This window comes from Serratia sp. AXJ-M (assembly GCF_046531865.1).
GTDB classification, from domain to species: domain Bacteria; phylum Pseudomonadota; class Gammaproteobacteria; order Enterobacterales; family Enterobacteriaceae; genus Serratia; species Serratia liquefaciens.
Genome location: NZ_CP059394.1, coordinates 1,994,755 through 2,017,963 on the forward strand (window position 1 = coordinate 1,994,755; position 23,209 = coordinate 2,017,963).

Genomic DNA, 23,209 nt, shown 5'->3' on the forward strand with positions numbered 1-23,209 from the left:
GGGACGAATAAAAACAAAGAATTATGTCTTCTGAACTACCTCAAACATCCGAAAATCCCATTTTTCGGGTGTTTGTCATCAGACTAAGCCCGGTGTTTAAACCGGGCTTTTTTATGGCTGATACAAACGGAAGATTAGGCCGTTTGCTGACGTGCCTTACGTGTGACCATACGACGCAGGGTCACGTAGAACACCGGGGTCAGGAACAACCCGAACAGCGTGACGCCCAGCATGCCGGCAAACACCGTAATACCGGTGACGCCGCGCACTTCGGCCCCGGCGCCGTGCCCCAGGATCAGGGGAATGGTTCCGGCGATAAAGGCGATAGAGGTCATCACGATCGGCCGCAGTCGCAGACGGCAGGCTTCCAGCGCCGCTTCCATGATGCTTCTGCCCTGTAGCTCAAGTTCGCGGGCGAACTCGACAATCAAAATGGCGTTTTTACAGGCCAGCCCCATCAATACCACTAACCCTACCTGGACGAACACGTTGTTGTCGCCGCCGGTCAGCCAGACGCCGAACAGCGCCGACAGCATGGTCATCGGCACGATCAGGATCACCGCCAGCGGCAGCGTCCAGCTTTCGTACAGCGCCGCCAATGCCAGGAAGGCCAGCAGTACCGCCACCGGGAACACAATAATCGCCGCATTGCCCTGGGTTGACTGTTGGTAGCTCAGGTCGGTCCATTGGATGTTCATACCGTTCGGTAACAGCTTATTGGCCATGCTGGTCAGTTCACTCATTGCCTGTGACGATGACAACACTCGAGGATCGGCATCGCCAATCAGGTCCGCCGCCGGGAAACCGTTGTAGCGGATCACCGGGTCCGGGCCGTAGGTGGTGCTGATGCTGACCATGCTGCCAATTGGCACCATTTCACCCTTATCGTTACGGGTGCGCAGGTTGGCGATATCCTCCACGCTGTCGCGGAACTGACCATCAGCTTGGGCCATCACTTTCCAGGTGCGACCGTAGCGGTTGAAGTCATTGATGTATGACGAACCAAGGTAGGTCTGCAGCGTGCTGAACAATGCGTTAAGCGGTACGCCTTGCGCCTTGGCCTTGTCGCGGTCAATTTTTGCGTCCAACTGCGGCACGTTGGCCTGATAAGACGAAATAGGGAAGCCCATGCCCGGCGTTTGCATGATGGCACCCGACATCGTATTGATCGCAGTCTGCAGCGCGCCATACCCCAGACCGGCACGATCCTGAATATACAGCGAATACCCGGAACCCTGACCGATGCCGAGAATGGGCGGTGGCATGATCGAGAAGGCGAAGCCTTCCTGGATCTGTGAAATCTTGGCGTTAATTTCGGCGTTAATCTGCGCCGCACTGCGGGTGCGGGTGCTTAACGATTCAAGCGCAAAGAACACGGTACCGGTGTTGGGCGTATTGGTGAACTGCAACGCATTCAAACCGGGGAAGGAGACTGCATCGGTTACGCCGTCGACGCTCAGGCCGATAGCGCTCATCTTGCGGATCACCGCATCGGTACGCTCCAGTGACGAACCTTCCGGCATTTTCACCCCGCCAATCAGGTAAAGTTTGTCCTGAGTCGGGATAAATCCGCCCGGCACGGTTTTAAACATCACCCCGGCGGCACACAGCAACAGCACGTACACCACAAATACCGCGCCACGCTTGCCTAACGCACGTGAAACCCCACGCTGATAACGTTGCGAACTGTTGGCAAAGAAGCGGTTGAACGGGCGGAACAGCCAACCGAATAACCGATCAATCAGGCGTGACGGCATGTCCTTCGGCGCACCGTGCGGTTTGAGCAGCAGCGCTGCCAATGCGGGTGACAGGGTCAGCGAGTTGATGGCGGAAATCACGGTCGAAATGGCGATAGTGACGGCAAACTGCTTATAAAACTGGCCGGTAACGCCGGAAAGAAACGCCATCGGGACGAACACGGCGCACAGCACCACGGCGATGGCAATAATCGGGCCGGAGACTTCGCGCATTGCCTGATGCGCTGCCGCCAGCGGCGACAGACCTTCTTCAATATTACGCTCGACGTTTTCCACCACCACGATGGCATCGTCGACCACGATACCGATGGCCAGCACCAGCCCGAACAAACTCAACGTATTGAGCGAGAACCCCAACAGATAGAGCGCAGCAAAGGTGCCGACAATGGAGATCGGAACCGCCAGCAGCGGGATGATCGACGCGCGCCAGGTCTGCAGGAACAGGATGACCACCAGAACCACCAGCAGCACCGCTTCAAGCAGGGTATCTATTACCGAGCGGATAGAATCGCGCACGAACACCGTAGGGTCGTACGGCGATTCCCAGCTCATGCCGTCCGGAAAGCGGGTCGACAGCTCGGCCATTTTGGCCCGCACCGCATTGGACAGTTCGATGGCATTGGCACCCGGTGCCTGGAAGATACCAATCCCGACCGCGTCTTTATTATTGAGCTGGGCACGCAACGCATAGCTGCCGGAACCCATTTCAATACGCGCCACGTCACGCAGGCGGACGATCTCGCCGTTGTCGCCGCTTTTAAGAATGATATTACCGAACTCTTCCTCGGTCTGCAGGCGGCCCTGCGCGTTGATCGACAGCAGGTAATCGCTGCGGGTCGGCATAGGTTCCGCCCCCAACTGGCCGGCGGAAACCTGCACGTTTTGCTCCTGCATGGCGGTAACCACGTCAGAGGCCGTCAGCCCGCGTGAAGCGACCTTGTTCGGATCCAACCAGATGCGCATCGCATATTCGCCCGCACCGAAGATCTGTACCTGACCGATCCCCGGCAGACGAGCCAGTTCATCCTTGACCTTCAGGGTGGCGTAGTTGCGCAGGTACAGTGAATCGTATTTGCCGGAAGGGGAGACCAGATGCACCACCAGCGTCAGGGCCGGCGATTGCTTCTGGGTGGTTACCCCCTGGCGACGCACATCCTCCGGCAGGCGCGCTTCGGCCTGCGCCACGCGGTTTTGCACCTGCACCTGTGCCTGGTCAGGATCGGTTCCCGGGCGGAAGGTGACGGTGGTTACCAGGACACCGTCGGAACCGGCTACCGACTTCATGTACATCATATTTTCGACGCCGTTGATCGCTTCTTCCAGCGGCGTTGCTACCGTTTCGGCAATCTCTTTCGGGTTGGCGCCCGGGTATTCTGCGCGCACCTGCACGCTGGGCGGCACGACGTCAGGGTACTCGCTGATCGGCAACAGCGGGATGGCAATCACGCCGCCGACAAAAATCAGGATCGACAGCACCGCGGCAAAAATCGGTCGGTCGATGAAAAAACGGGAAAAGTCCATGGCTCAGAATTCCTGCTGGGGCTTAGTTAAGCGCGGAAGCATCGGCGTTGATCGCCACGGTTTTTGCTGCAACCGGCATGCCCGGCATAAACACTTTTTGCATACCGTCGACGATCACCCGATCGCCCGCAGACAGGCCTTTGCGGACAATGCGCAGTCCGTCAGCCACGCGGCCGACCTCGATGTCTCGGCGCTGCGCCTTGCCGTCTTTATCGACGATATAAACAAACTTGCGGTCCTGATCGGTCATTACCGACTTGTCGTCAATCAGCATGGCGTTGAACACGGCGCTGCCGGGCATCTGCACCCGTGCAAACAGCCCTGGCGTAAAGCGGCGCTCGGCGTTTTCCAGCAGGGCTCGCATACGAATGGTGCCGGTGCCGGCGTTCAGTTGGTTATCGGTGAAATCCACCACGCCCTGATGCGGATAGCCGTCTTCGCCCACCAGCCCGACCTTCACCGGCAGTTTTGCCGTGCGTCGGCCATCGTTTTGGTACCGCAGGAAGGTGGCTTCATCGACGTCGAAATAGACATACACCTTATCGAGCGAGACCAGCGTGGTGAGCACGCTGGCGCTGTCGCCGGCGGTGACCAGATTACCGGCAGTGATCATGGCGCGGCTGGCGCGACCGTCGATCGGGGCGATCACTCGGGTAAAGTCGAGATTTAGCTGTGCCATGTCGAACTGGGCCTGGGCCGCTAAAACGTTGCTCTGTGCCTGTGCGGCGGAGGAGCGACGTTGTTCCCATACCTCGGTCGAAATCGCCTGGCTGCCAATCAGCTTCTCGGTACGGCTGGATTCGCTGCGCGCCAGCGCGGCCTGGTTGCGCGCCCGCACCAGTTCGGCCTGAGCCTGTTCGCGCGCGGCGCGGTAGGTACGATCGTCTATGGTAAACAGCACCTGACCTTTCTTGACTTCATCGCCTTCGGTGTAATTCACCTTGTCGATATAGCCGGAAACCCGCGGACGCAACTGCACGCTTTGCACCGCTTCGATTCGGCCATTAAAGGTATCCCATTGGCTGATGGGTTTGATTACCACGTCGGCGGCGCTGACGGCAGGCGGCGGGGGGGCCGCATTCTTGGCGGCGCTGTTATCACACCCGGCCAGCAACGTGACCAGCAGCGCAATCGCCGAGAGGCGTGCGCCGAAACCGATGGCGTTATGACGGTCTGGAGAGGGGAACAATGAGTTTGGCTGGCTTGGCATTCTTTTTATTTCCAGTGGGTAAGCACGATCAGGCCATACACCCGGCCCTGTTATCCGGGTAACGACTCTGGCCTGGGGCCGACGGCAGTGCGGTTGCACCGTCATCGGCGCAACGGTTAGGTTTTGAAACACATTGTTGTCACATTAATGTATCAATATCGGTTACATTAATTGGGTGGATTATAGAAGTGCCCCTCCGTTAAATGCAATAATAAAAATTGCATTTAGTGCGAAACTGCTGCAACGTAATGACATCGGGCAGCGGATTTACCTGCCAACGTCATGGGAGCGTCAGCATGAATAGCACGGGCTTTATTACTGATTTGATTGAGTGGATTGACAACAATCTGGAAGAGAAGCTGGATATCAACACCGTGGCGGGGCGCGCGGGGTATTCCAAATGGCACCTGCAGCGTATGTTCAAACGCCAGACCGGCTACGCGCTGGGGGAGTATATTCGTATGCAGAAGCTGAGGCTTTCAGCCGAGCGCCTGGCCAACAGCGGCGAGCCGATCGTCAGCGTGGCGATCTCACTCGGCTTCGATTCGCAACAGTCCTTCAATCGCAGTTTTAAACGCCATTACGGCCAAACCCCGGGTGACTGGCGCCGAGGTGGAATGCAGCCGCATATGATGGCCAACCGACCGCACTGAGGCGGGTTGCAGACAGCAAAAAAGCCTGAACTCGCGTTCAGGCTTTCTCGTCAAATAGGGCGGTGAGGGAGGGTTTGATTCGCTGCGTTCAGCCTCCCGGTCGGTATGAGATGCAAAAAAAAAAGTCTGGAGGTTAATCCAGACTTTCTCTTTAAAATATGGCGGTGAGGGAGGGGTTCGAACCCTCGATACACTTTCGCGTATACACACTTTCCAGGCGTGCTCCTTCAGCCACTCAGACACCTCACCGTATTTTGTTGTTGCGTACTCACTGGTGCAACGGGGCGCTACTATAGGGAGAGAGGGCGATCCGGTCAAGCAGAATTTCTTGGTTTCGACGCGTCCGGTTAACCTGTGTTCGCTTTGCTGAAAACTACGGCGAACCGCACGCACAGGCAGTTCGCCAGGGCGTTTCCTGCGCCGCAGGCAACAAAAAAGCCTGAACTTGCGTTCAGGCTTTCTCGTTAAATAGGGCGGTGAGAGAGGGCTTGATTCGCTGCGCTCACCCTACGGGCCGCCTTTGGCGGTCCAAAACACGTAGCGTTTTGTCAAACCCTGTCGAGGGTTCTTACCCTCTCGGATCCTGCTTTATAAAAGCAAAAAAAGCCTGGACGCGAATCCAGGCTTTCTCTTTAAAATATGGCGGTGAGAGAGGGGTTCGAACCCTCGATACACTTTCGCGTATACACACTTTCCAGGCGTGCTCCTTCAGCCACTCAGACACCTCACCGTTTTACTTCATCGCCAACGCGTTGCGCTGTCGACGGGCGCTAATGTAGGAGAATCTGATCCCAGCGTCAACCCTCTTGTGACATAACCATGATTGTTTAGCTAAACTTGCAGCAATTTGCTGATTTCCCGAGCAATCGACCACCGCGCTACACACATCCGCTGGACCCTCATGGGGCTAAATTGCCTCGCAGGTTAATATTTGTACATTTTGATGTTGGTTAGCTCAATATATCAGCAGTGGGATTATCTATGGTGCAGTTATATGCATTAATACTGGATTATTAGTCATATGTGTCGCTAAATAGATTGGTGCAGGCACGGCGGTTTTGGCAAGGAATATCACACCGCCGCGCAGGTTGCCGGGCAAGACGCCGGCGATAACGCAGACAGGGACTGACCTATTAAATAATAATGCAGTAGAGGTTCATTTTGACTCCATCGGACTCCACAACGGCAGCGCCGCAGCGCCATGCCATCCCCCCGGGCGCCGGGGCACTGTTCTTTATCCAAATCTTTGCCACCCTGGGTTTTGCCGTGCTGTATTCCACGCTGGTGCTGTACGCCACCAAGCGCCTGGGCTTCAGCGAAGGCAGCGCTAACGCCATGATGGGCGTATTTGGTGCGTTCAACTACGGTTTGCATATGTTTGGCGGTTACCTGGGCGGGCGCTTCCTCAGCAACCGCAACCTGTTCGTGCTGGGCATGGTGCTGCAGGTGATCGGTTGTGCATTGATCGCCGTTGCGGGCGTTTGGGGGCTTTATTGGGGGCTGGCGATGTTCCTGACCGGCAGCGGGCTGAACGTCACCTGCATTAATATGATGCTGACCCAGCGCTTTAAACCGGATGACGATCGGCGCGAATCGGCCTTTTTGTGGAACTACGCCGGGATGAACCTGGGGTTCTTTGTCGGATTCACCGTGGCCGGCTATTTCCAACTGACCGAAAACTACCGCGCTTTGTTCCTGTTCGCCACGTTGGGCAATGCCGCGGCGATCATCGTCGCCGTCAGCCGCTGGCGCATTCTGGCCGATCTCAACACCCCGCTGCACGATGCCAGCCGTTCGCAATACCGCTGGCGCATGCTGGTCGGGCTGGCGGTATTGGTGGCACTGGTGCCCATTATCCGCGTGATGCTGACCCATGCCGAATTCAGCGGCCACTTCGTGATTGGCCTCGGAGTACTGATTTTCCTGATGTTATGCGTGGTGACGCTGCGCCACCATCCACGTGATGAACGTCGCCGGATGACGGCTTACCTGATCCTGGCATTAGGCTCTCTGGTGTTTTGGGCGCTGTATCAGCTGGCCCCAATGGGGCTGATGCTGTTCTCCGAGCACAATATCAATCTGAACGTTTATGGCATTCAGGTGGCGCCGCAGTGGATCCAGAACATCAATACGCTGGTGATCGTGGTGGGTGGCCCGCTGATGGCCTGGTGGTTCAATCGCCTGCGCGCTCGTGGCTGCAATATCGATATTCCGATGCAGTTCTCTGGTTCGCTGTTTTGCATCGGGTTGGGCATGCTGGTGTTGCCGTTGGGCATTAGCCTGGCCGGCGGCGACGGGCTGGTGGCGTTCAAATGGATCGCGATCAGTTACGTGTTGCAGAGCATCGGCGAACTGATGATTTCCCCTATCGGTTACGCGATGATCGGCAAACTGGCGCCACCGCGTTATCAGGGCGTCATGATGGGCTGCTGGATGATGGTCACCGGCGTTGCTTCGGTGCTGGCAGGCTATGTCTCCGGCCTGATGCCGGAAAACAGCGGCAGTACCCCGTTGCAAACTAACCCTGGCTACAGCGAGGTGTTCAGCGTACTGGGTTGGGGCGCCGCGGGCGTTGGCGTGGTGATGCTGATTTTGATCCCGCTGTTGCGCAGGCTTATCCGGCATGACGCTCCTGCCGCAGCCTGAGATCCCACGGTCTAAAAACAGCCCCACTGGTCGGGGCTGTTTTCATTTTGAGCTTTAGCGCTTGCATCTGCTGGCGAATCGCGGAAGTCTGGATGCAAATGCATAAAAACAGACGGGAGCCGCACAGATGAACATCATTTTTTATCACCCTTTCTTTAACGCCCAGGACTGGCTGACAGGCCTGTCGCAGCGTCTGCCACAGGCGACGGTACGTGCCTGGCAACCTGGCGACGATCGTCCGGCGGATTATGCGCTGGTGTGGCGGCCGCCCTATGAGATGCTGGCGAATCGCGGCAAATTAAAAGGGGTTTTTGCCCTCGGTGCGGGCGTTGACGCCATCCTGGAACAAGAGCGCCAGCATCCCGGCACTCTGCCGGCAGGCGTTCCGCTGGTGCGCCTTGAGGACACCGGCATGGCGCAACAGATGCAGGAATATGCGCTTAGCTATGTGCTGCGTTATTTCCGCCGTTTTGATGAATATCAGTTACTGCAACAGCAGCAGAAGTGGCAACCGCTCGATCCCCATCAGCAGGAGAATTTCACCATTGGCATTTTGGGGGCGGGGGTGTTGGGGAAAAGCGTGGCGCTGAAACTGGCGGAGTTTGGTTTCAACGTGCGTTGCTGGAGCCGCAGCCCTAAACAGATTGCCGGCGTGCAGAGTTTTGCCGGTGTAGAGCAACGCGCCGCATTTCTCGATGGCGTGCAATTGCTGATCAACCTGCTGCCCAATACGCCGGAAACCGCCGGTATCCTCAATCAGCAACTGTTTACGCACCTGGCGCCTGGCGCTTATCTGATCAATCTGGCGCGTGGCGCGCATCTGGTTGAGGACGATGTACTGCAGGCGCTGGAGCAGGGGCAAATCGCCGCCGCTACGCTGGATGTGTTCGTTGAGGAACCGCTGCCACAGGCGCATCCGTTCTGGCGTCATCCGCGTGTCACCATTACCCCGCATATTGCTGCCATCACCTTGCCGGAAGCGGCGATGGATCAGATAGCGGCAAACATCCGTGCGCTTGAATCCGGCCAAACACCGGCCGGCGTGGTGGATGTGCAACTGGGTTACTGATCTTTCGGTGATGCACCTGCTAAGCTAATTGAATAATAAACCGCGCCTGCCGCCGTATTTACGGCAGGCCGCCAAGAAGGAGAAGTAATGTACCCCGTTGATTTACATATGCACACCGTCGCCAGCACCCACGCCTACAGTACGCTGCATGACTACATCGTCGAAGCCCAGCAAAAGGGCATCAAACTGTTCGCCATCACCGACCATGGCCCGGATATGGCCGATGCGCCGCATTATTGGCATTTTATGAACATGCACGTGTGGCCACGTCTGGTGGACGGCGTGGGCATATTGCGCGGCATCGAGGCCAACATCAAAAACCTGCAGGGCGATATCGACTGCACCGGCCCGATGCTGGATAAAATCGACGTAATTATTGCCGGTTTCCACGAGCCGGTATTTGCACCGCAGGATAAAGCGGCCAATACCGAAGCGATGATCGCCGCGATGGCGCAAGGTGACGTGCACATAATCAGCCACCCTGGCAACCCAAGATATCCGATCGATATTGCGGCGGTTGCTGCCGCCGCGGCCAAATACGACGTGGCATTGGAACTGAACAATTCGTCGTTCACCCATTCGCGCAAGGGCAGCGAGGATAATTGCCGGGCGATTGCCGCGGCGGTGCGTGATGCCGGTGGCTGGTTAGCGCTGGGCTCGGATTCACACATTGCTTTCTCGCTCGGCGGTTTCGAGCACTGCGAACGCATCATTGCCGAGGTGGAGTTCCCGCAGGAGCGTATTCTCAACGTGAGCCCACGACGCCTGCTCGATTTTCTCGAGCGTCGCGGCAAGCCGGCGATTGCGGAATTGGCCGATTTGTGACATCGTCCCGGCAAATTTTTCCGTATTGTATAAGGCATTATCATGAATGAGTTTTCCGTTGTTTGCCGCGTGCTGGGTACGCTTTTTTATCGCCAGCCGCAGGATCCGTTGCTGGTGCCGCTGTTTACGCTGATCAAAGAAGGCAAGCTGCAACAGCACTGGCCGCTGGAACAGGATGAACTCTTGGTGCGCCTGCAGCAGGGTTGTGATGTGAACCTGCTGTCCAGCGACTTCAACGCCATGTTCGTCGGCAGCGAATGCAGCGTGTCACCTTTCCGTTCGGCCTATGTTGAAGGGGCAACCGAAGCGGAAGTGCGTACTTTCCTGCAGCAGCGCGGCATGCCGCTCGGAGAAGCGCCGGCCGATCATTTCGGTTCTTTGTTGCTGGCGGCCTCCTGGCTGGAAGACCAGTCTCAGGAAGACGAAGCGCAGGCGCAAATCACGCTGTTTGACGACTATCTGCTGCCATGGTGCGGCCGTTTTCTCGGCAAAGTAGAAGCTCACGCCACCACCGGTTTTTACCGCACTTTGGCGCTGTTGGCTCGCGAGTCGATTCAGGCAATGCGTGACGAACTGGCGGAATACGAACAGGAAGAAGACCAGCCGGGCGAAGAGGGCGAACAGCCTTAATCCGTGAGTGGCCGGCTAGCGCCTGATGGCGAAGTCGGCCTTTTCCCGCCATCAATGTTCCCCGCTACACAGGTTTTCATCCCCCATACGTAAACTGACAAAAAATCCCCTAATCTGACGCTTTACCGGCGGCCTGGCCTTTTTGTGCCTGCACGCCTTGTTTCCTCACGCAAAGGGTAAAGCATGAAAAATAACTGGATGCAGCAGATCCAATCGATGATTGGGCAAAAGGCCGGTTCAATCGGCGGTTCGGAAGGTATCGGCAAGCTGCTGGCCCCGACTGCGCTGGGTGGCCTGGTGGGCGTTTTGCTGGCGAATAAGTCTTCGCGCAAGCTGGTCGGCAAATTCGGCAAGAATGCGTTGATTATCGGCGGCAGCGCAGCGGTTGGTGCAGTGCTGTGGAATAAGTACAAACAACGGGTGAAAGAAACCCACCAGAACGAACCACAGTTTGGCCTGCAGACCACGCCGGTGGACTTGCGTGCCAAACGTCTGGTGCAGGCGCTGGTGTTTGCCGCCAAAAGCGACGGGCATATCGATGCGGAAGAAAAGCTCGCCATCGACCACAGCCTAGAACAGCTGCAGGTGGGTGAAGAAGCGCAAAAATGGGTGCAAGAGGCGATCGACCAGCCGCTTAACCCGGATTTGATCGCCCAGAGCGTGAAGAATGAAGATGAAGCGCTGGAAGTGTATTACCTGAGCTGCATGGTGATCGACGTGGATCACTTTATGGAGCGTGGCTATCTTGATGCCCTGGCGCAGTCGTTGAAGATCCCGGCGGACGTCAAGCAGGGCATAGAAAACGACGTGAACGAGAAAAAACGCGAGCTGGCATAGCGCCGCTTGGCAAGCCGGGGGGAATCGTGTCACTCTTGCCTTAATCAAGGTAAGCGGATGATTTAACAATGATGACCCCCCCTAAGGCAGAAAAACGTCCTTATCCCATTACGGTTCACGGCGACACGCGTGTGGACGACTACTATTGGCTGCGCGACGACGATCGCGCAGACCCGCAGGTGTTGGACTACCTGCAGGCGGAAAACGCCTTCACCGATGCGGCGCTGAAACCGCAGCAGGCCCTGCGCGAAACGCTGTATGAAGAAATGGTAGCGCGCATTCCTCAGCAGGAACATTCAGTCCCCTATGTCAGAAACGGCTACCGCTATCAGACGCGCTTCGAACCGGGCAATGAATACGCGATTTATGTGCGTCAGCCGCAGACAGAAAGCGAACATTGGGACACCCTGATCGACGGCAACCAGCGCGCCGAGCAGCGAGAGTTTTATACCCTTGGCGGGCTGGAAGTCAGCCCCGACAACCAACGGCTGGCGGTAGCGGAGGATTTCCTCTCCCGTCGCCAATACGATATTCGTTTCAAAAACCTCAGCGACGACAGCTGGACCGACGAAGTGCTGGAAAACACCTCCGGCAACTTCGAGTGGGCCAATGATTCAGCCACTGTGTATTACGTGCGTAAACACGCTAAAACGCTGTTACCGTATCAGGTCTATCGCCATGTGGTAGGTACCGATCCGCAGCTTGATGAATTGATCTACGAAGAGCTGGATGACACCTTCTACGTCGGGTTGGAAAAAACCACCTCCGAACGTTTCATTCTGATCCACCTAAGCAGCACCACCACCTCGGAAATTCTGCTGCTGGACGCCGATCGCGCCGACAGCACGCCGCAGATGTTTGTGCCGCGCCGCAAGGATCATGAATACGGTATCGATCACTATCACCAGCACTTCTACATCCGTTCCAACAAGGACGGCAAAAACTTCGGCCTGTATCAGAGCGAGCAGGCGGACGAAGCGCAGTGGCAGACGTTGATTGCTCCCCGCGTGGAAGTGATGCTGGAAGGCTTTAGCCTGTTCCGCGACTGGCTGGTGGTAGAGGAACGCAGCGAGGGGTTGACCCAACTGCGACAAATTCACTGGCAGAGCGGTGAAGTGAAGCGCATTGCCTTTGACGATCCGACCTACACCACCTGGCTGGCATACAATCCGGAGCCGGAAACCGAGCTGCTGCGCTATGGTTACTCCTCGATGACCACGCCCACTACGCTGTATGAGTTGAATCTCGACAGCGGCGAACGTGTGATGCTTAAACAGCAGGAAGTGAAAAACTTTACCCCGGAAAATTACCGCAGCGAGCGAGTCTGGGTGAAGGCGCGCGACGGTGTCGAGGTGCCGGTTTCGCTGGTTTATCGCCCGGATAGCTTCGTGCACGGCAGCAACCCGCTGATGGTGTATGGCTACGGCTCTTACGGCAGCAGCATGGATCCGGCCTTTAGCGCCAGCCGCTTGAGCCTGTTGGATCGTGGTTTTGTCTTTGCGCTGGCGCACATTCGCGGCGGCGGCGAATTGGGGCAGCTGTGGTACGAAGACGGCAAGCTGTTCAACAAGCAAAATACCTTCAACGACTTTATCGACGTGACGGAAACCTTGATTGCTCAAGGCTACGGCGATGCCAAACGGGTATTCGCCATGGGTGGCAGCGCCGGCGGCTTGCTGATGGGCGCGGTGATTAACCAGGCACCTCAGCTGTTCAACGGCATCGTGGCGCAAGTGCCGTTTGTCGACGTTGTCACCACCATGCTTGACGAGTCCATTCCACTGACCACCGGTGAATATGACGAGTGGGGCAACCCGAACGAACGAGCTTATTACGACTACATTTTGCAGTACAGCCCGTACGATCAGGTCAAGGCGCAGGATTACCCGCATATGCTGGTCACCACCGGCCTGCACGACTCGCAGGTACAGTATTGGGAACCGGCCAAGTGGGTAGCAAAATTGCGTGAGTTGAAAACTGACGACCGCCAACTGCTGCTGTATACCGATATGGATTCCGGCCACGGCGGCAAGTCCGGGCGTTTCAAGGCCTACGAGGATATCGCGCTGGAGTACGCCTTTATTTTGGCGCTGGCGGAGTAACCTTCTGGCGGGCGGCTGGCGCTGCCCGCTTTATTCAGCCGATCAGATAGTATTTCAGCGTGTGTTTCATGTCCGGGCTGAGATCTTCAATGGATTTCAGCATCCAGCGCAAATAGCCGGGATCTTCCTGCGCAATGCGATCAATTTCCTGCCCACGGTATTTTCCGAACTTAAACTTCTTCAACAGCACCGGCTGCTCGGTGATTTGCGCCATTTGCTCCGGCGTCCAGCCTGAATCCTTGATGATGCGTTGCAGCAGCGCGGCGGTCACGTAGCAGTCATACAATGCGCGGTGCGGATACAGCGTCGTGCCCTGCGGCAATTGCACATCCAGATTGAGCGCGTAGCGCAGATATTGGTTGCCGTATTTGATGTCCGGGTACAGGTTACGGGCCAGCTTCATGGTGCAGATCCAGGCGCCGTTCATTTCAGGCAGTACGCCGCGATCGAAAGCCGCATTGTGAGCGACATAGTAGGGGCTGCCGAGATAACGCCCGATCGCCACCGCGATCCGCGGTTTCCCTTCGACCATCTGCTCGGTAATGTGGTGAATGGCCATGGCTTCAATGCCAATTGGCCGGTCAGGGCTGATCAAATCGCTCATGGGATTGGTGATTTTCCCGTCAATCAGATCGACAGAGGCCACTTCGACCACGCCGCCTTCCAGCCCGCAGGTTTCAGTGTCTATTACGCGTAAATTCATGGTTTCCTCAGGATGGCTGTACAGGTTTAGCTTAACGGGCCGTTACGGCAATGCCAACCGTTGAAAGCGGGGACGTTATTTCAGGCAACAAAAAACCCGCCTTGGCGGGTTTAACTCTACGGTTAGAAGTTCGCTTACTCGCCGGACGTTTGCCCTTTCTTGGCGCGTTTGCCTGCGCGTTTTTCAGCAGGGGTTTTCAACGGCTTCTTCTTCGCATTTTTTTTGCTATCCATTCCCTTACTCATGATGGCCTCTCAGTTACCTATGGTTGGGTGGGTTGCTCAGCCATTAACCCCCTTACGCCTGTCGGATGCAAGCATGAAAGCAGGTGTTTTAGTTAATCGATTGTTTATAGGTTGAATTTTGTTTTTCAGGAAAGGCTGCTGAAAATATTTGATATGTTATAATATAACAATTAAATCCTAACCGGAGAGCGCCATGACAGTCGTTTCCATGTTAAACCAGCAACAGCTCCTGGCCATGCCGGAGTCTGACTACATGAACCCGGCGCAGCGGGCTTTTTTTCGCCAGCGCTTGCTGGAGGAGCAGCAAAAACTGCTGCAGCACATCGATGCGTTGAAGCGGGATATCGACAGCGGTGAAGTTTCAGGTGACGAAGCGGACAAGGCCGCGCGTGAAGAAGACTTGCGATTGCTGTTTCGCCAGTTGGATCGCGAAAGCCGTTTGCTGCCGAAAATCAGCGCGGCGCTGACGCGTTTGTATAACGGCGACTATGGTTATTGCCGTGAAAGCGGAGAGCCTATTGGCCTGGCGCGCTTGCTGTTGCGGCCAACGGCGGAACTGAGCATTGAGGCCAAAACCGCGCAGGAAATGCGTGAACCGCATCTGCGTAAGCGAGGTTGATTCTACGGCTGGCTCCCAACGGCCAGCCGGTATTTTGCCGGCAAGTCGTATTCATTTTAAGCAAACGAACCTTAACTTGTTGGGGAGCGTAGGAGTTTTCAGGATTTACCGTTGACCAAATGAGTGGCTTCGGCTTTGATGAGGGTATGACCCACAGAGAGACGGAAGCGCCATGGAACAATTACGAGGTTTGTACCCGCCGTTAGCAGCATATGACAGCGGTTGGCTGGACACCGGGGATGGCCACCGGATCTACTGGGAACTGAGCGGTAACCCGAACGGTAAACCGGCAGTCTTTATTCACGGTGGGCCGGGGGGCGGCATTTCCCCTTACCACCGGCAACTGTTCGATCCGCAGCGCTACAAGGTATTGCTGTTCGATCAGCGTGGCTGTGGCCGTTCCAAGCCGCATGCCAGCCTGGACAACAACACCACCTGGCACCTGGTGCAGGACATCGAACGGCTGCGCGAAATGGCCGGTGTCGATCAGTGGCTGGTGTTTGGCGGCTCCTGGGGCTCAACGTTGGCGTTGGCCTACGCACAGACTCATCCGCAGCGCGTCAGTGAAATGGTGCTGCGCGGCATCTTTACCCTGCGCAAGCAGGAGCTGCATTGGTACTATCAGGACGGCGCTTCGCGCTTCTTCCCGGAGAAGTGGGAACGTGTGCTGTCGATTCTTTCAGAGGAAGAACGCAAGGACGTGATTGCTTCTTACCGCCAGCGCCTGACCTCAACGGATCCGCAGGTGCAGCTGGAAGCGGCCAAACTGTGGAGCGTGTGGGAAGGGGAGACGGTGACCTTGCTGCCCAGCAGCGAGTCGGCTTCTTTTGGCGAGGACGATTTCGCGCTGGCGTTCGCCCGTATCGAAAACCACTACTTTACTCATCTGGGCTTCCTGGACAGCGACGATCAACTGCTGCGCAACGTTCCGCTGATCCGTCATATTCCGGCGGTGATCATCCATGGCCGTTACGATATGGCTTGCCAGGTACAAAACGCCTGGGATCTGGCGAAGGCTTGGCCGGAGGCGGAGCTGCATATTGTCGAGGGGGCCGGACACTCATTCGATGAGCCCGGCATCCTGCACCAGTTAATGCTGGCGACCGACAAATTTGCCGGCAAATGACACCGAGCCCGCCACTACGGCGGGCTTTTATTATTTGGATTTCGGTTCGTACGGCAGGCGCGAATACTTGTGCGATTCGGCACGGTAGTGCGCCACGCGTTCGCGGAAATAATCACGCAGGTGTTCGGGCTGTTCACGCTCAACCATTTCGGGGATCACCGGCATGTTGTAGCGCTCTTTGAACGCCACGCCGGAAGCTGCGAGATCAACGTTCACTTTGTCCATCTCTTCTTTGGAAAGCTCTGCCAAATTGTAACCCACCGTATTCTCCTTACTGTTACCGCATTGGATCAGCGCAGAAGGTAATCCACCCGGCGGCGCTTGGCAAGCCTGAAGCGCGCAGGGGGGGATGGTCACCAATAACCGGTAACGGAAAAGGTTATTTATTATTCGTTCAGCAATGCAATTCATTTATTATTATAAATAAGAATGATTCGCTTTTTGATTAAATTTACAGATGGAAATAGTTATCATAATTATTTAAATGAATAATTGGTGTTTTTCATAACTATTTGATTTTATTTTAATTTAAAATTAAATCGTCGATGATGTAAATCAGGTGTGTTTATTTTGTTTTCGTCAGGGCATAATGCGGAAAAATTAAGTTGATACCTGCAAAATAAAGGAATGATTATGCTGACGCCTGAAATGACCAAAAAGCTGAATGAGCAACTGAACCTGGAGTTCTACTCTGCCAACCTGTATCTGCAAATGAGTGCCTGGTGCAGCGATAAAGGCTTTGAAGGCGCCGCGGCATTCCTTAAAGAACACTCTCAGGAAGAGATGCAGCACATGCAGCGCCTGTTCGAATACCTCAGTGATACCGGTGCACTGCCGCTGCTGGGCACCATCGCCGCGCCGCCGGTTGAGTTTGGTTCCCTGGCAGAGGTGTTCCAACAGACGTACGAACATGAGCAACTGATCACCCGCCAGATTAATGAACTGGCGCACGCGGCAATGACCGCTCATGACTATTCAACCTTCAACTTCCTGCAGTGGTATGTTGCCGAGCAGCACGAAGAAGAGAAGCTGTTCAAATCCGTACTGGATAAACTGGCGCTGGTGGGCAACAGCGGCAATGCCCTGTTCTTCATTGATAAAGATCTGAAGAAAATGGGTGCGGCCGGCGAAAACGGTAACGGCCAGGCCTAATCCTTTTGTAGAAAACCGCGTGTCGGCGTTGGCCGGTGCGCGGTTTTTTTATGCCCTGCATTTATCGCGGTTTTACAGCGATATGTGCTACTGGATCGCAAAATGCCAGCGTTCTGCTCGACTTGCATAATGACACTCGTTATCATTTGACGCGATACGCTACAGGGAAGGTTGAGAGTCAAAACAGGGGGTTACTCCCATAATTCTGTTTACCCGTGGCGCAATCATCTGCGGTGGGTTGGGCTGCTGATACATCGCCCTGGCGGTTAGCCTGGCTCCTTATCACCCTCGATTATTGCTTTAAGGGATATCACTGTGATCGGTAAAATTCGGACTTCTTATCGCCTGCTTTCCACCATTTTCGTGCTGTTTGTCGGGCTGTCCTCGCAGCAGGCACTAGCGCATGCCCATTTAAAAGTTGAAACGCCGGCGGCAGATGCCAGCGTGAGTCCGGCACCCAAGGTGCTGACGCTCAATTTCTCCGAGGGTATTGAGCCCAACTTCAGCGGCATTAAAATCACCGGCCCAGACAACGCCGAAGTGAAAACCGGCAAGCTGCAGCTCGATGCGAACAACAATACCCAGGTCAATCTGCCTATCGAAGGCGATCTGGCGGCAGGCAAATATAACGTCAGCTGGCATGTGGTGTCGGTCGACGGTCATAAAACCAAGGGCCAATACAGCTTCACCGTAAACTGACCCATGAGTCTGGCGACCCTGTTTGTCCTGTGTCGCTTTGTGCACTTTGCGGCGGTGATGCTGATGTTTGGCTCCAGCTTATTCACCGCCTTATTGTCGCCGCAGCGCCTTTCTCCGTATCTCACCCGTGATGTGCGTCCTTTGTTGGTCTCTTGCACCTGGCTTGCCGGGCTTTCCGCTATTGCGTTGCTGGCTATTCAGGCCGGGCAGATGGGGGACGGCTGGGCAGATACCTGGCGGCTGGACGTGTGGTGGGCGGTACTGGGCACCACCTTTGGCGAGGTTTGGCGCTGGCACCTGGGCATTTCAATGCTGGCATTGCTGAGCCTGTGGCTCGCCGAGCCACGTCGTACACAACTGCTGGCGCTGCTTTCCACATTGCTGTTGGTCAGCATGGCGTTTATCGGCCATGCGGCGATGCATGGCGGGGGGCTTGGCGCACTGCATCGTTTCAATCACGCGCTGCACCTGCTGGCGGCAGGGTACTGGTTTGGCAGCCTGTTGCCGCTGCTGGTCTGTTTGCGCTATCTGGCCCAAACGCAGTGGCGCAGCGACGCGGTGACCACATTGATACGCTTCTCGCGCTGGGGACACCTGGCTGTGGCGCTGGTGCTGCTGACCGGCGTAATCAACAGTTTGATCATTCTCGGCAGTTGGCCGTTGGACGTAGATTCTCCGTACCAACGCCTGCTGCTGTTTAAAACCGCGCTGGTGGCGCTGATGGTTATGGTGGCATTAGCCAACCGCTACGCCGTCGTCCCGGCGATGAGCAGCATGCCACGGCTGGCGCAGCGCGGGCTGGTGCTTGCCTGCTGGGCGGAGTTGGGGTTAGGGGCGGTGGTGCTGCTGTTGGTCAGTTTATTTGCAACCTATGCGCCGGTATAACATTCCGGCTTGCCGGATGCCCCCAAACTGCGGGAAAATTGAATCAAATAGCAACCCTAAGGCCATAACATGAAATCGGTATTACTTGGCATGACGCTGCTGGCAACCGCGACCGGTGCTTTGGCAGCAGACCAACTGGTGAACATCACCAAGCTGGAATACGGCAAGCAGTGGGCGTTCACCAAAGAAGAAGTGACGCTGCAGTGCCGCAGCGGCGGTGCGTTGTTCGTGCTCAACAACAGCACGCTGATGCAGTACCCGCTTAACGCGGCCGCAGAAGCGCAGGTGAAAGCAGGGCAGCAACGCGCTCAACCGCTGGACGTGATCCTGCTCGATGACGCCGCCAATCCGGGCCATAAGATGAGTGTTGAGCCGTACCGCGAACGCGCCGAGAAGCTCTGCGCGAACTAATCGCTTATCCCCCAATGGCTTAGTGCGAGGTTAACCGGTGATGGATAATTGCACGAAATTAATTCCGTAATGAAACTATCACCGGCCGTGCGGCTGGCTGGCAAAAATAGCGCGGTAAGCTACTCTTAAAGTGCACGGCTGAACAAGCCTTGCACAAAATGCCAACTTTTAGCGCACGGCTCTCTCCCAAGAGCCATTTCCCTAGACCGAATATAGGAATCGTATTCGGTCTTTTTTTGTGTTTGATTTATAAGCGTATTTTAGAAATTAGAAAAAATAAGCTGCAACCCCGGCTTTCCCCAGACTCAAATTCCGGTAATAAAACGCGCTACAGAGGAAGATCGTTTTTCTGCATGATTGCTACGAGGGGGACGAGAGGTATTGGGGGGATAACGTGGTGATCTGTCAGCTTAACAGTGCAACAGATACATCAAGCCCTATTGGCTGAAATAGGGCTTGCGCGGGTGGCTAAACTTTCCTGTTAATGACTCAAAACCATCAGCGGTTTGCAGCTCCCGCCCGGAAGGGATAAGCGGCAAACAGCGCGGCTACCGCCTGTTGAAGCTGCGCCTGGCTGGCAGGTTGCGCGTCTGAGTTGAGCGTGTCGCTGGCGGTTCCGCGCCAGACCAGCTGTTTCTTCTTGCTGTCCACCAGATCCACCGTCAGGGTGCCTTCGGTGTAGGTCCACAGTGTTTGATTGTATCCGCCCCAGCCGGCATAGCCCCAGCGGCCAATCGGCGCGGGGGAGTCATTTACCTGCACTTTGTTTTGTTTCATTGCGCTGCTGTAAACCAACAGGTCTGGGGATGCGCTCAGCTTATAGCCGCGCTGCTCCATCTGTTGCGCTATGGCGCTATGAATATATTTACCCGTCAGCGTTAAGTACTGCCCCTCGGCCTCTGTAGCAAAGCCGTAGGTATGGTATTGGCCAAAATTGGTGCTGTGGTCATAGTCGCTGGTCACCTGCGGCTGGTTGGCGCAGCCCGACAATAAAGCCAAGGAACTTGCGAGCAAAAGGCAAGAAAGCGAACGCATAGAAAACCCCTGTAGGATTATTAGTTTCATAAACTTAGCCCCAGAAGGTGAGCTTGGCAAATCTGGTTGGCAGGGGCGGGTTGTGTGTACCGTATGAACTAGAAAAACCCGTAGTGGCCGCGCCAGAAATAGCGGGCGTATTTTTGTTCCGTAGGGATGTGCCATCAGGGGATTCAGGTCGCGGATACCCAAACCTGTAGCGATACGCCGGAGTTTCGGCTCGTTCACTGAAAATTAAGAACATGCTGCTGGCCGCGGTGGCAGTGGCTTTGTTACTATCGGCCCACCTAAAGTCTCAATGGTGCATTACGTTGAAAATCAAAGCGTTGTTATTTATCGCCTTAGTCGGCCTCGCCGGCTGCAGCCAGGAGGGAGCGAAAGTGAGCCAACCCGTGAATAAAGACGGAGATCATACGGAAGTGTTGCTGGTTAACAGCGCGCTGGTAGATTGCATGGGCGTTGCCCCAATGAAATGCATGCAGGTTCGCCACTCTGTGCAGGGGCAGTGGGAAATGTTTTACAGCCAGATCGAAGGTTTTACCTTCGAGCCCGGTTACCGCTACCGCCTGAAGGTTAAAGTGACCGAACTGGAAAACGTCCCGGCAGACGCTTCTTCACTGCGCTATACGCTGGTTGAGCAGTTGGAAAAGAACAAAGTCTGATAGCCGTATGCAGGTCAGGGCTGAATGTCCTGACCTGATAACCTCAAAGCGATAACCCAACGTCCGCCGCTACCTGCTCAATCTGATAGCGCGAAGTCCGCGCCAACGCAGGCTCTTTTTCAACGTAATACGCATACGCAATCACGCCAATCGACAATGCCCAGGCACGGCCACGCAGCCAGGTGGCTTTATCGGTATCCACGGCGCGTTTAAAATCCTCGCGGTTGTCCTGACTCAATAAATTCCACGCGACAATCAAATCCACCGCCGGATCGCCAATCGCCATACCGCCCCAGTCGATCACCGCCGCTAACTTACCTTCGTTGACCAACAGGTTGCCCGGCTGGATATCGGTGTGGATCCAGCATGGGGTAGCGTTGTGCTCCTGTATCTGGCTAACGGTTTCCCATACGTGCAGCAGAATGTCCGTATCGAGATAGTCACCACATTGCGCTATCGCGTTGCGGGTGAGGGTGTCTCTGGCGCCAAGCGGGCCGCCACGATAGGAGGTCAGGCTCTTTTGCAGCTCAGGCTCGGTAACAGGGATGGTATGCAGTGCGTGGACAAATTCCCCCAGCTGTTGCGCCAGCCCATGGCTGCCTTCGCCGCAAACCGGCATTTGCCCCTGGATCCAACGGCCTACGCACCAGTTGAAAGGGTAGCCTGCTTGCGGCTGACCTTGCGCCAGCGGAACGGGAACCGGGACCGGCAGATAACGGGCTAGCAACGCCGGGTAACGGTTTTCCCGCTCAAGCGCCGCCGCTGCAGACCGCGTGCGCGGTAGACGAATATAGAGCTCGTCGCCCAGCCGCAGCATCACGTTATCGGTACCGGCGATAGCGACCGGGGCTATCGCCAGCGCCGCCCACTGCGGAAACTGGTCGGCGAGCATGGAAGTCACCAGGTTGAGATCAATATCCACTTCGTCGGCGTGTAATTTGGCGATAAAACTCACGTGCGCACTTCCTTCAAGGCTGAGATTTAACGAGTGAGACTGGTCTGCTCACTGGGCTTGTTGCAAATCTGCCATGCACCCAGCTTAAGTATATTGATAAAATCAGGTATATTGTCCTTCGGTTTTTAGCTACCAAGAAAAAATTACTATGATTATCAAACCTAAAATTCGTGGTTTTATCTGCACTACCGCTCACCCGGCAGGTTGTGAAGCCAATGTCCGTGAGCAAATCGCCTACGTTAAATCACGTGGCGAACTGAAAAACGGGCCGAAAAAAGTGCTGGTGATCGGTGCTTCCACCGGTTACGGCCTGGCGTCACGTATCAATGCCGCTTTCGGCAGCGGTGCGGCCACTATCGGCGTATTTTTTGAAAAGCCGGGCAGCGAAGGCAAAACCGGTTCTGCCGGTTGGTATAACTCTGCCGGTTTTGACAAGGCAGCTAAAGAAGAAGGCCTGTACGCGAAAAGCGTTAACGGCGATGCGTTCTCCAACGAATGCCGCCAAACGGTCATTGACCTGATCAAACAGGATCTGGGCCAGATCGACATGGTGGTTTACTCACTGGCTTCGCCGGTGCGTAAAATGCCGGAAACCGGTGAAGTGGTGCGCTCTGCGCTGAAACCCATCGGCGAACCGTACAAATCCGTGGCGCTCGACACCAATAAAGACGTGCTGGTTGAAGCCGTGGTTGAACCGGCCAACGAGCAGGAAATTGCCGATACCGTCAAAGTGATGGGCGGCCAGGACTGGCAGCTGTGGATGGACGCACTGGAAGAAGCCGGCGTGCTGGCGGACAACGTGCAGGCAGTCGCTTACTCCTACATCGGTACCGATCTGACCTGGCCAATCTACTGGCACGGTACGCTGGGCAAAGCCAAAGAAGACCTGGATCGCGCGGCGCAGGCCATCGATCAGAAACTGAAGGCCAAAGGCGGCGCGGCTTACGTTGCCGTACTGAAGTCGGTAGTGACTCAGGCTTCCTCCGCTATCCCGGTCATGCCACTGTATATCTCTATCGTTTTCAAAATCATGAAAGCGCAGGGGATCCACGAAGGCTGTATCGAGCAGATCCAACGTCTGTTCGCCACCAAGCTGTACAGCGGCACCGCACCGGATACCGATGAGAAGCACCGTCTGCGTCTGGACGACTGGGAACTGCGCGACGACGTGCAGAATACCTGTCGTGAAATCTGGGCACAAATCGACGACAGCAACATCAACGAACTGACCGATTACCTGGGCTACAAGGCCGAGTTCCTGCGTCTGTTCGGTTTTGGTCTGCAAGGCGTTGATTACGAAGCCGATCTCAGCGGTGAAGTTAAGTTTGATGTGATTGAGCTGGTCTAAATCCATCGAGCATTGAGAAAAGGCCGGGTTTCCGGCCTTTTTTACGCCTGTCACCCAGCCGCTCATCAGTCCAGTTGATCGTTGACAGCAATAAGTTATCGTTTTACGATAACTTATTG

The 23,209-nt window shown here is 55.7% G+C and carries 21 protein-coding genes and 2 tRNA genes; 15 read left to right on the forward strand and 8 right to left on the reverse strand.

The genetic code is table 11. The annotated features are described in order from the left end of the window. Window positions 1-134: 134 nt before the first annotated feature. Together sdeB and H0S68_RS09375 are read right to left on the reverse strand one after the other, a co-directional pair. A complete protein-coding gene (sdeB, locus tag H0S68_RS09370) occupies window positions 135-3,278 on the reverse strand; it encodes a multidrug efflux RND transporter permease subunit SdeB (protein WP_116690743.1) in 3,144 nt (1,047 codons plus the stop codon). Window positions 3,279-3,300: 22 nt separating this feature from the next. Beyond that, window positions 3,301-4,488 (reverse strand): efflux RND transporter periplasmic adaptor subunit, encoded by a 1,188-nt coding sequence (locus H0S68_RS09375; RefSeq protein WP_262032821.1) that lies wholly within the window; start codon window positions 4,486-4,488, stop codon window positions 3,301-3,303. A gap of 296 nt (window positions 4,489-4,784) precedes the next feature. On the opposite strand from H0S68_RS09375, the gene H0S68_RS09380 reads away from it, so the two are divergent. Then, window positions 4,785-5,141: a helix-turn-helix domain-containing protein gene (locus tag H0S68_RS09380; RefSeq protein WP_020826366.1), complete on the forward strand. Its 357-nt coding sequence runs from the start codon at window positions 4,785-4,787 to the stop codon at window positions 5,139-5,141. Window positions 5,142-5,300: 159 nt separating this feature from the next. Here the strand turns inward: H0S68_RS09380 and H0S68_RS09385 are convergent. Beyond that, window positions 5,301-5,390 (reverse strand) — tRNA-Ser (locus H0S68_RS09385). Between the two features lie 391 nt (window positions 5,391-5,781). Continuing rightward, a tRNA-Ser gene (locus tag H0S68_RS09390) sits at window positions 5,782-5,871 on the reverse strand. A gap of 431 nt (window positions 5,872-6,302) precedes the next feature. Here H0S68_RS09390 and H0S68_RS09395 point away from each other — a divergent pair. The 6 genes from H0S68_RS09395 to H0S68_RS09420 all read left to right on the forward strand — a co-directional run bounded on the left by H0S68_RS09395 (window position 6,303) and on the right by H0S68_RS09420 (window position 13,250). Then, window positions 6,303-7,787: a peptide MFS transporter gene (locus H0S68_RS09395; protein ID WP_048762105.1), complete on the forward strand. Its 1,485-nt coding sequence runs from the start codon at window positions 6,303-6,305 to the stop codon at window positions 7,785-7,787. A gap of 127 nt (window positions 7,788-7,914) precedes the next feature. Further along, window positions 7,915-8,856: a glyoxylate/hydroxypyruvate reductase GhrA gene (gene ghrA / locus H0S68_RS09400; protein ID WP_410529331.1), complete on the forward strand. Its 942-nt coding sequence runs from the start codon at window positions 7,915-7,917 to the stop codon at window positions 8,854-8,856. A gap of 87 nt (window positions 8,857-8,943) precedes the next feature. After that, window positions 8,944-9,681 (forward strand): phosphatase, encoded by a 738-nt coding sequence (locus H0S68_RS09405; RefSeq protein ID WP_020826369.1) that lies wholly within the window; start codon window positions 8,944-8,946, stop codon window positions 9,679-9,681. Window positions 9,682-9,723: 42 nt separating this feature from the next. Continuing rightward, entirely contained in the window at window positions 9,724-10,311 is a 588-nt protein-coding gene (locus H0S68_RS09410) for a molecular chaperone (RefSeq protein WP_020826370.1), read from the forward strand. Window positions 10,312-10,494: 183 nt separating this feature from the next. Continuing rightward, complete coding sequence (locus H0S68_RS09415) at window positions 10,495-11,148, forward strand: tellurite resistance TerB family protein (RefSeq protein WP_020826371.1); 654 nt, start codon at window positions 10,495-10,497, stop codon at window positions 11,146-11,148. 68 nt (window positions 11,149-11,216) lie between these two features. Then, complete coding sequence (locus H0S68_RS09420; RefSeq protein WP_116690740.1) at window positions 11,217-13,250, forward strand: S9 family peptidase; 2,034 nt, start codon at window positions 11,217-11,219, stop codon at window positions 13,248-13,250. A gap of 34 nt (window positions 13,251-13,284) precedes the next feature. Here H0S68_RS09420 and exoX read toward each other — a convergent pair whose 3' ends face one another. Next, window positions 13,285-13,953 carry an exodeoxyribonuclease X gene (gene exoX / locus H0S68_RS09425; RefSeq protein WP_410529332.1) on the reverse strand — a complete coding sequence of 223 codons (669 nt, stop codon included), beginning with the start codon at window positions 13,951-13,953 and terminating at the stop codon, window positions 13,285-13,287. Between the two features lie 438 nt (window positions 13,954-14,391). Between exoX and dksA the strand changes: the two genes are divergently transcribed. Both dksA and pip read left to right on the forward strand, forming a co-directional pair. Then, window positions 14,392-14,817: an RNA polymerase-binding protein DksA gene (dksA, locus tag H0S68_RS09430; RefSeq protein WP_020826374.1), complete on the forward strand. Its 426-nt coding sequence runs from the start codon at window positions 14,392-14,394 to the stop codon at window positions 14,815-14,817. A 172-nt stretch (window positions 14,818-14,989) separates the two neighbouring features. Next, complete coding sequence (gene pip / locus H0S68_RS09435; RefSeq protein ID WP_020826375.1) at window positions 14,990-15,943, forward strand: prolyl aminopeptidase; 954 nt, start codon at window positions 14,990-14,992, stop codon at window positions 15,941-15,943. A 30-nt stretch (window positions 15,944-15,973) separates the two neighbouring features. Here the strand turns inward: pip and H0S68_RS09440 are convergent, their stop codons facing one another. Continuing rightward, window positions 15,974-16,204, reverse strand: coding sequence for a DNA polymerase III subunit theta (locus H0S68_RS09440; RefSeq protein ID WP_020826376.1), 231 nt, complete (start codon window positions 16,202-16,204; stop codon window positions 15,974-15,976). 372 nt (window positions 16,205-16,576) lie between these two features. Between H0S68_RS09440 and ftnA the strand changes: the two genes are divergently transcribed. From ftnA to H0S68_RS09460, 4 genes are all read left to right on the forward strand, one after another. Further along, window positions 16,577-17,095, forward strand: coding sequence for a non-heme ferritin (ftnA, locus tag H0S68_RS09445; protein WP_020826377.1), 519 nt, complete (start codon window positions 16,577-16,579; stop codon window positions 17,093-17,095). A gap of 315 nt (window positions 17,096-17,410) precedes the next feature. Further along, the gene (yobA, locus tag H0S68_RS09450) at window positions 17,411-17,794 is read left to right on the forward strand and encodes a CopC domain-containing protein YobA (RefSeq protein WP_020826378.1); all 384 of its coding nucleotides are present in this window, start codon (window positions 17,411-17,413) and stop codon (window positions 17,792-17,794) included. 3 nt (window positions 17,795-17,797) lie between these two features. Beyond that, window positions 17,798-18,679, forward strand: a complete 882-nt coding sequence (gene copD, locus H0S68_RS09455) for a copper homeostasis membrane protein CopD (protein ID WP_046373898.1) — start codon at window positions 17,798-17,800, stop codon at window positions 18,677-18,679. A gap of 69 nt (window positions 18,680-18,748) precedes the next feature. Then, entirely contained in the window at window positions 18,749-19,090 is a 342-nt protein-coding gene (locus H0S68_RS09460; protein WP_020826380.1) for a YebY family protein, read from the forward strand. 498 nt (window positions 19,091-19,588) lie between these two features. Here H0S68_RS09460 and H0S68_RS09465 read toward each other — a convergent pair whose 3' ends face one another. Next, a complete protein-coding gene (locus H0S68_RS09465) occupies window positions 19,589-20,125 on the reverse strand; it encodes a DUF4136 domain-containing protein (protein WP_230090231.1) in 537 nt (178 codons plus the stop codon). 311 nt (window positions 20,126-20,436) lie between these two features. Here H0S68_RS09465 and H0S68_RS09470 point away from each other — a divergent pair, with 311 nt between their 5' ends. Further along, window positions 20,437-20,787: a DUF4377 domain-containing protein gene (locus H0S68_RS09470; RefSeq protein ID WP_041415315.1), complete on the forward strand. Its 351-nt coding sequence runs from the start codon at window positions 20,437-20,439 to the stop codon at window positions 20,785-20,787. Window positions 20,788-20,830: 43 nt separating this feature from the next. Here the strand turns inward: H0S68_RS09470 and H0S68_RS09475 are convergent, their stop codons facing one another. Then, window positions 20,831-21,742 (reverse strand): aminoglycoside phosphotransferase family protein, encoded by a 912-nt coding sequence (locus tag H0S68_RS09475; protein WP_410529333.1) that lies wholly within the window; start codon window positions 21,740-21,742, stop codon window positions 20,831-20,833. 148 nt (window positions 21,743-21,890) lie between these two features. On the opposite strand from H0S68_RS09475, the gene fabV reads away from it, so the two are divergent. Continuing rightward, a complete protein-coding gene (gene fabV / locus H0S68_RS09480) occupies window positions 21,891-23,090 on the forward strand; it encodes an enoyl-ACP reductase FabV (RefSeq protein ID WP_020826387.1) in 1,200 nt (399 codons plus the stop codon). Window positions 23,091-23,209: the final 119 nt, after the last annotated feature.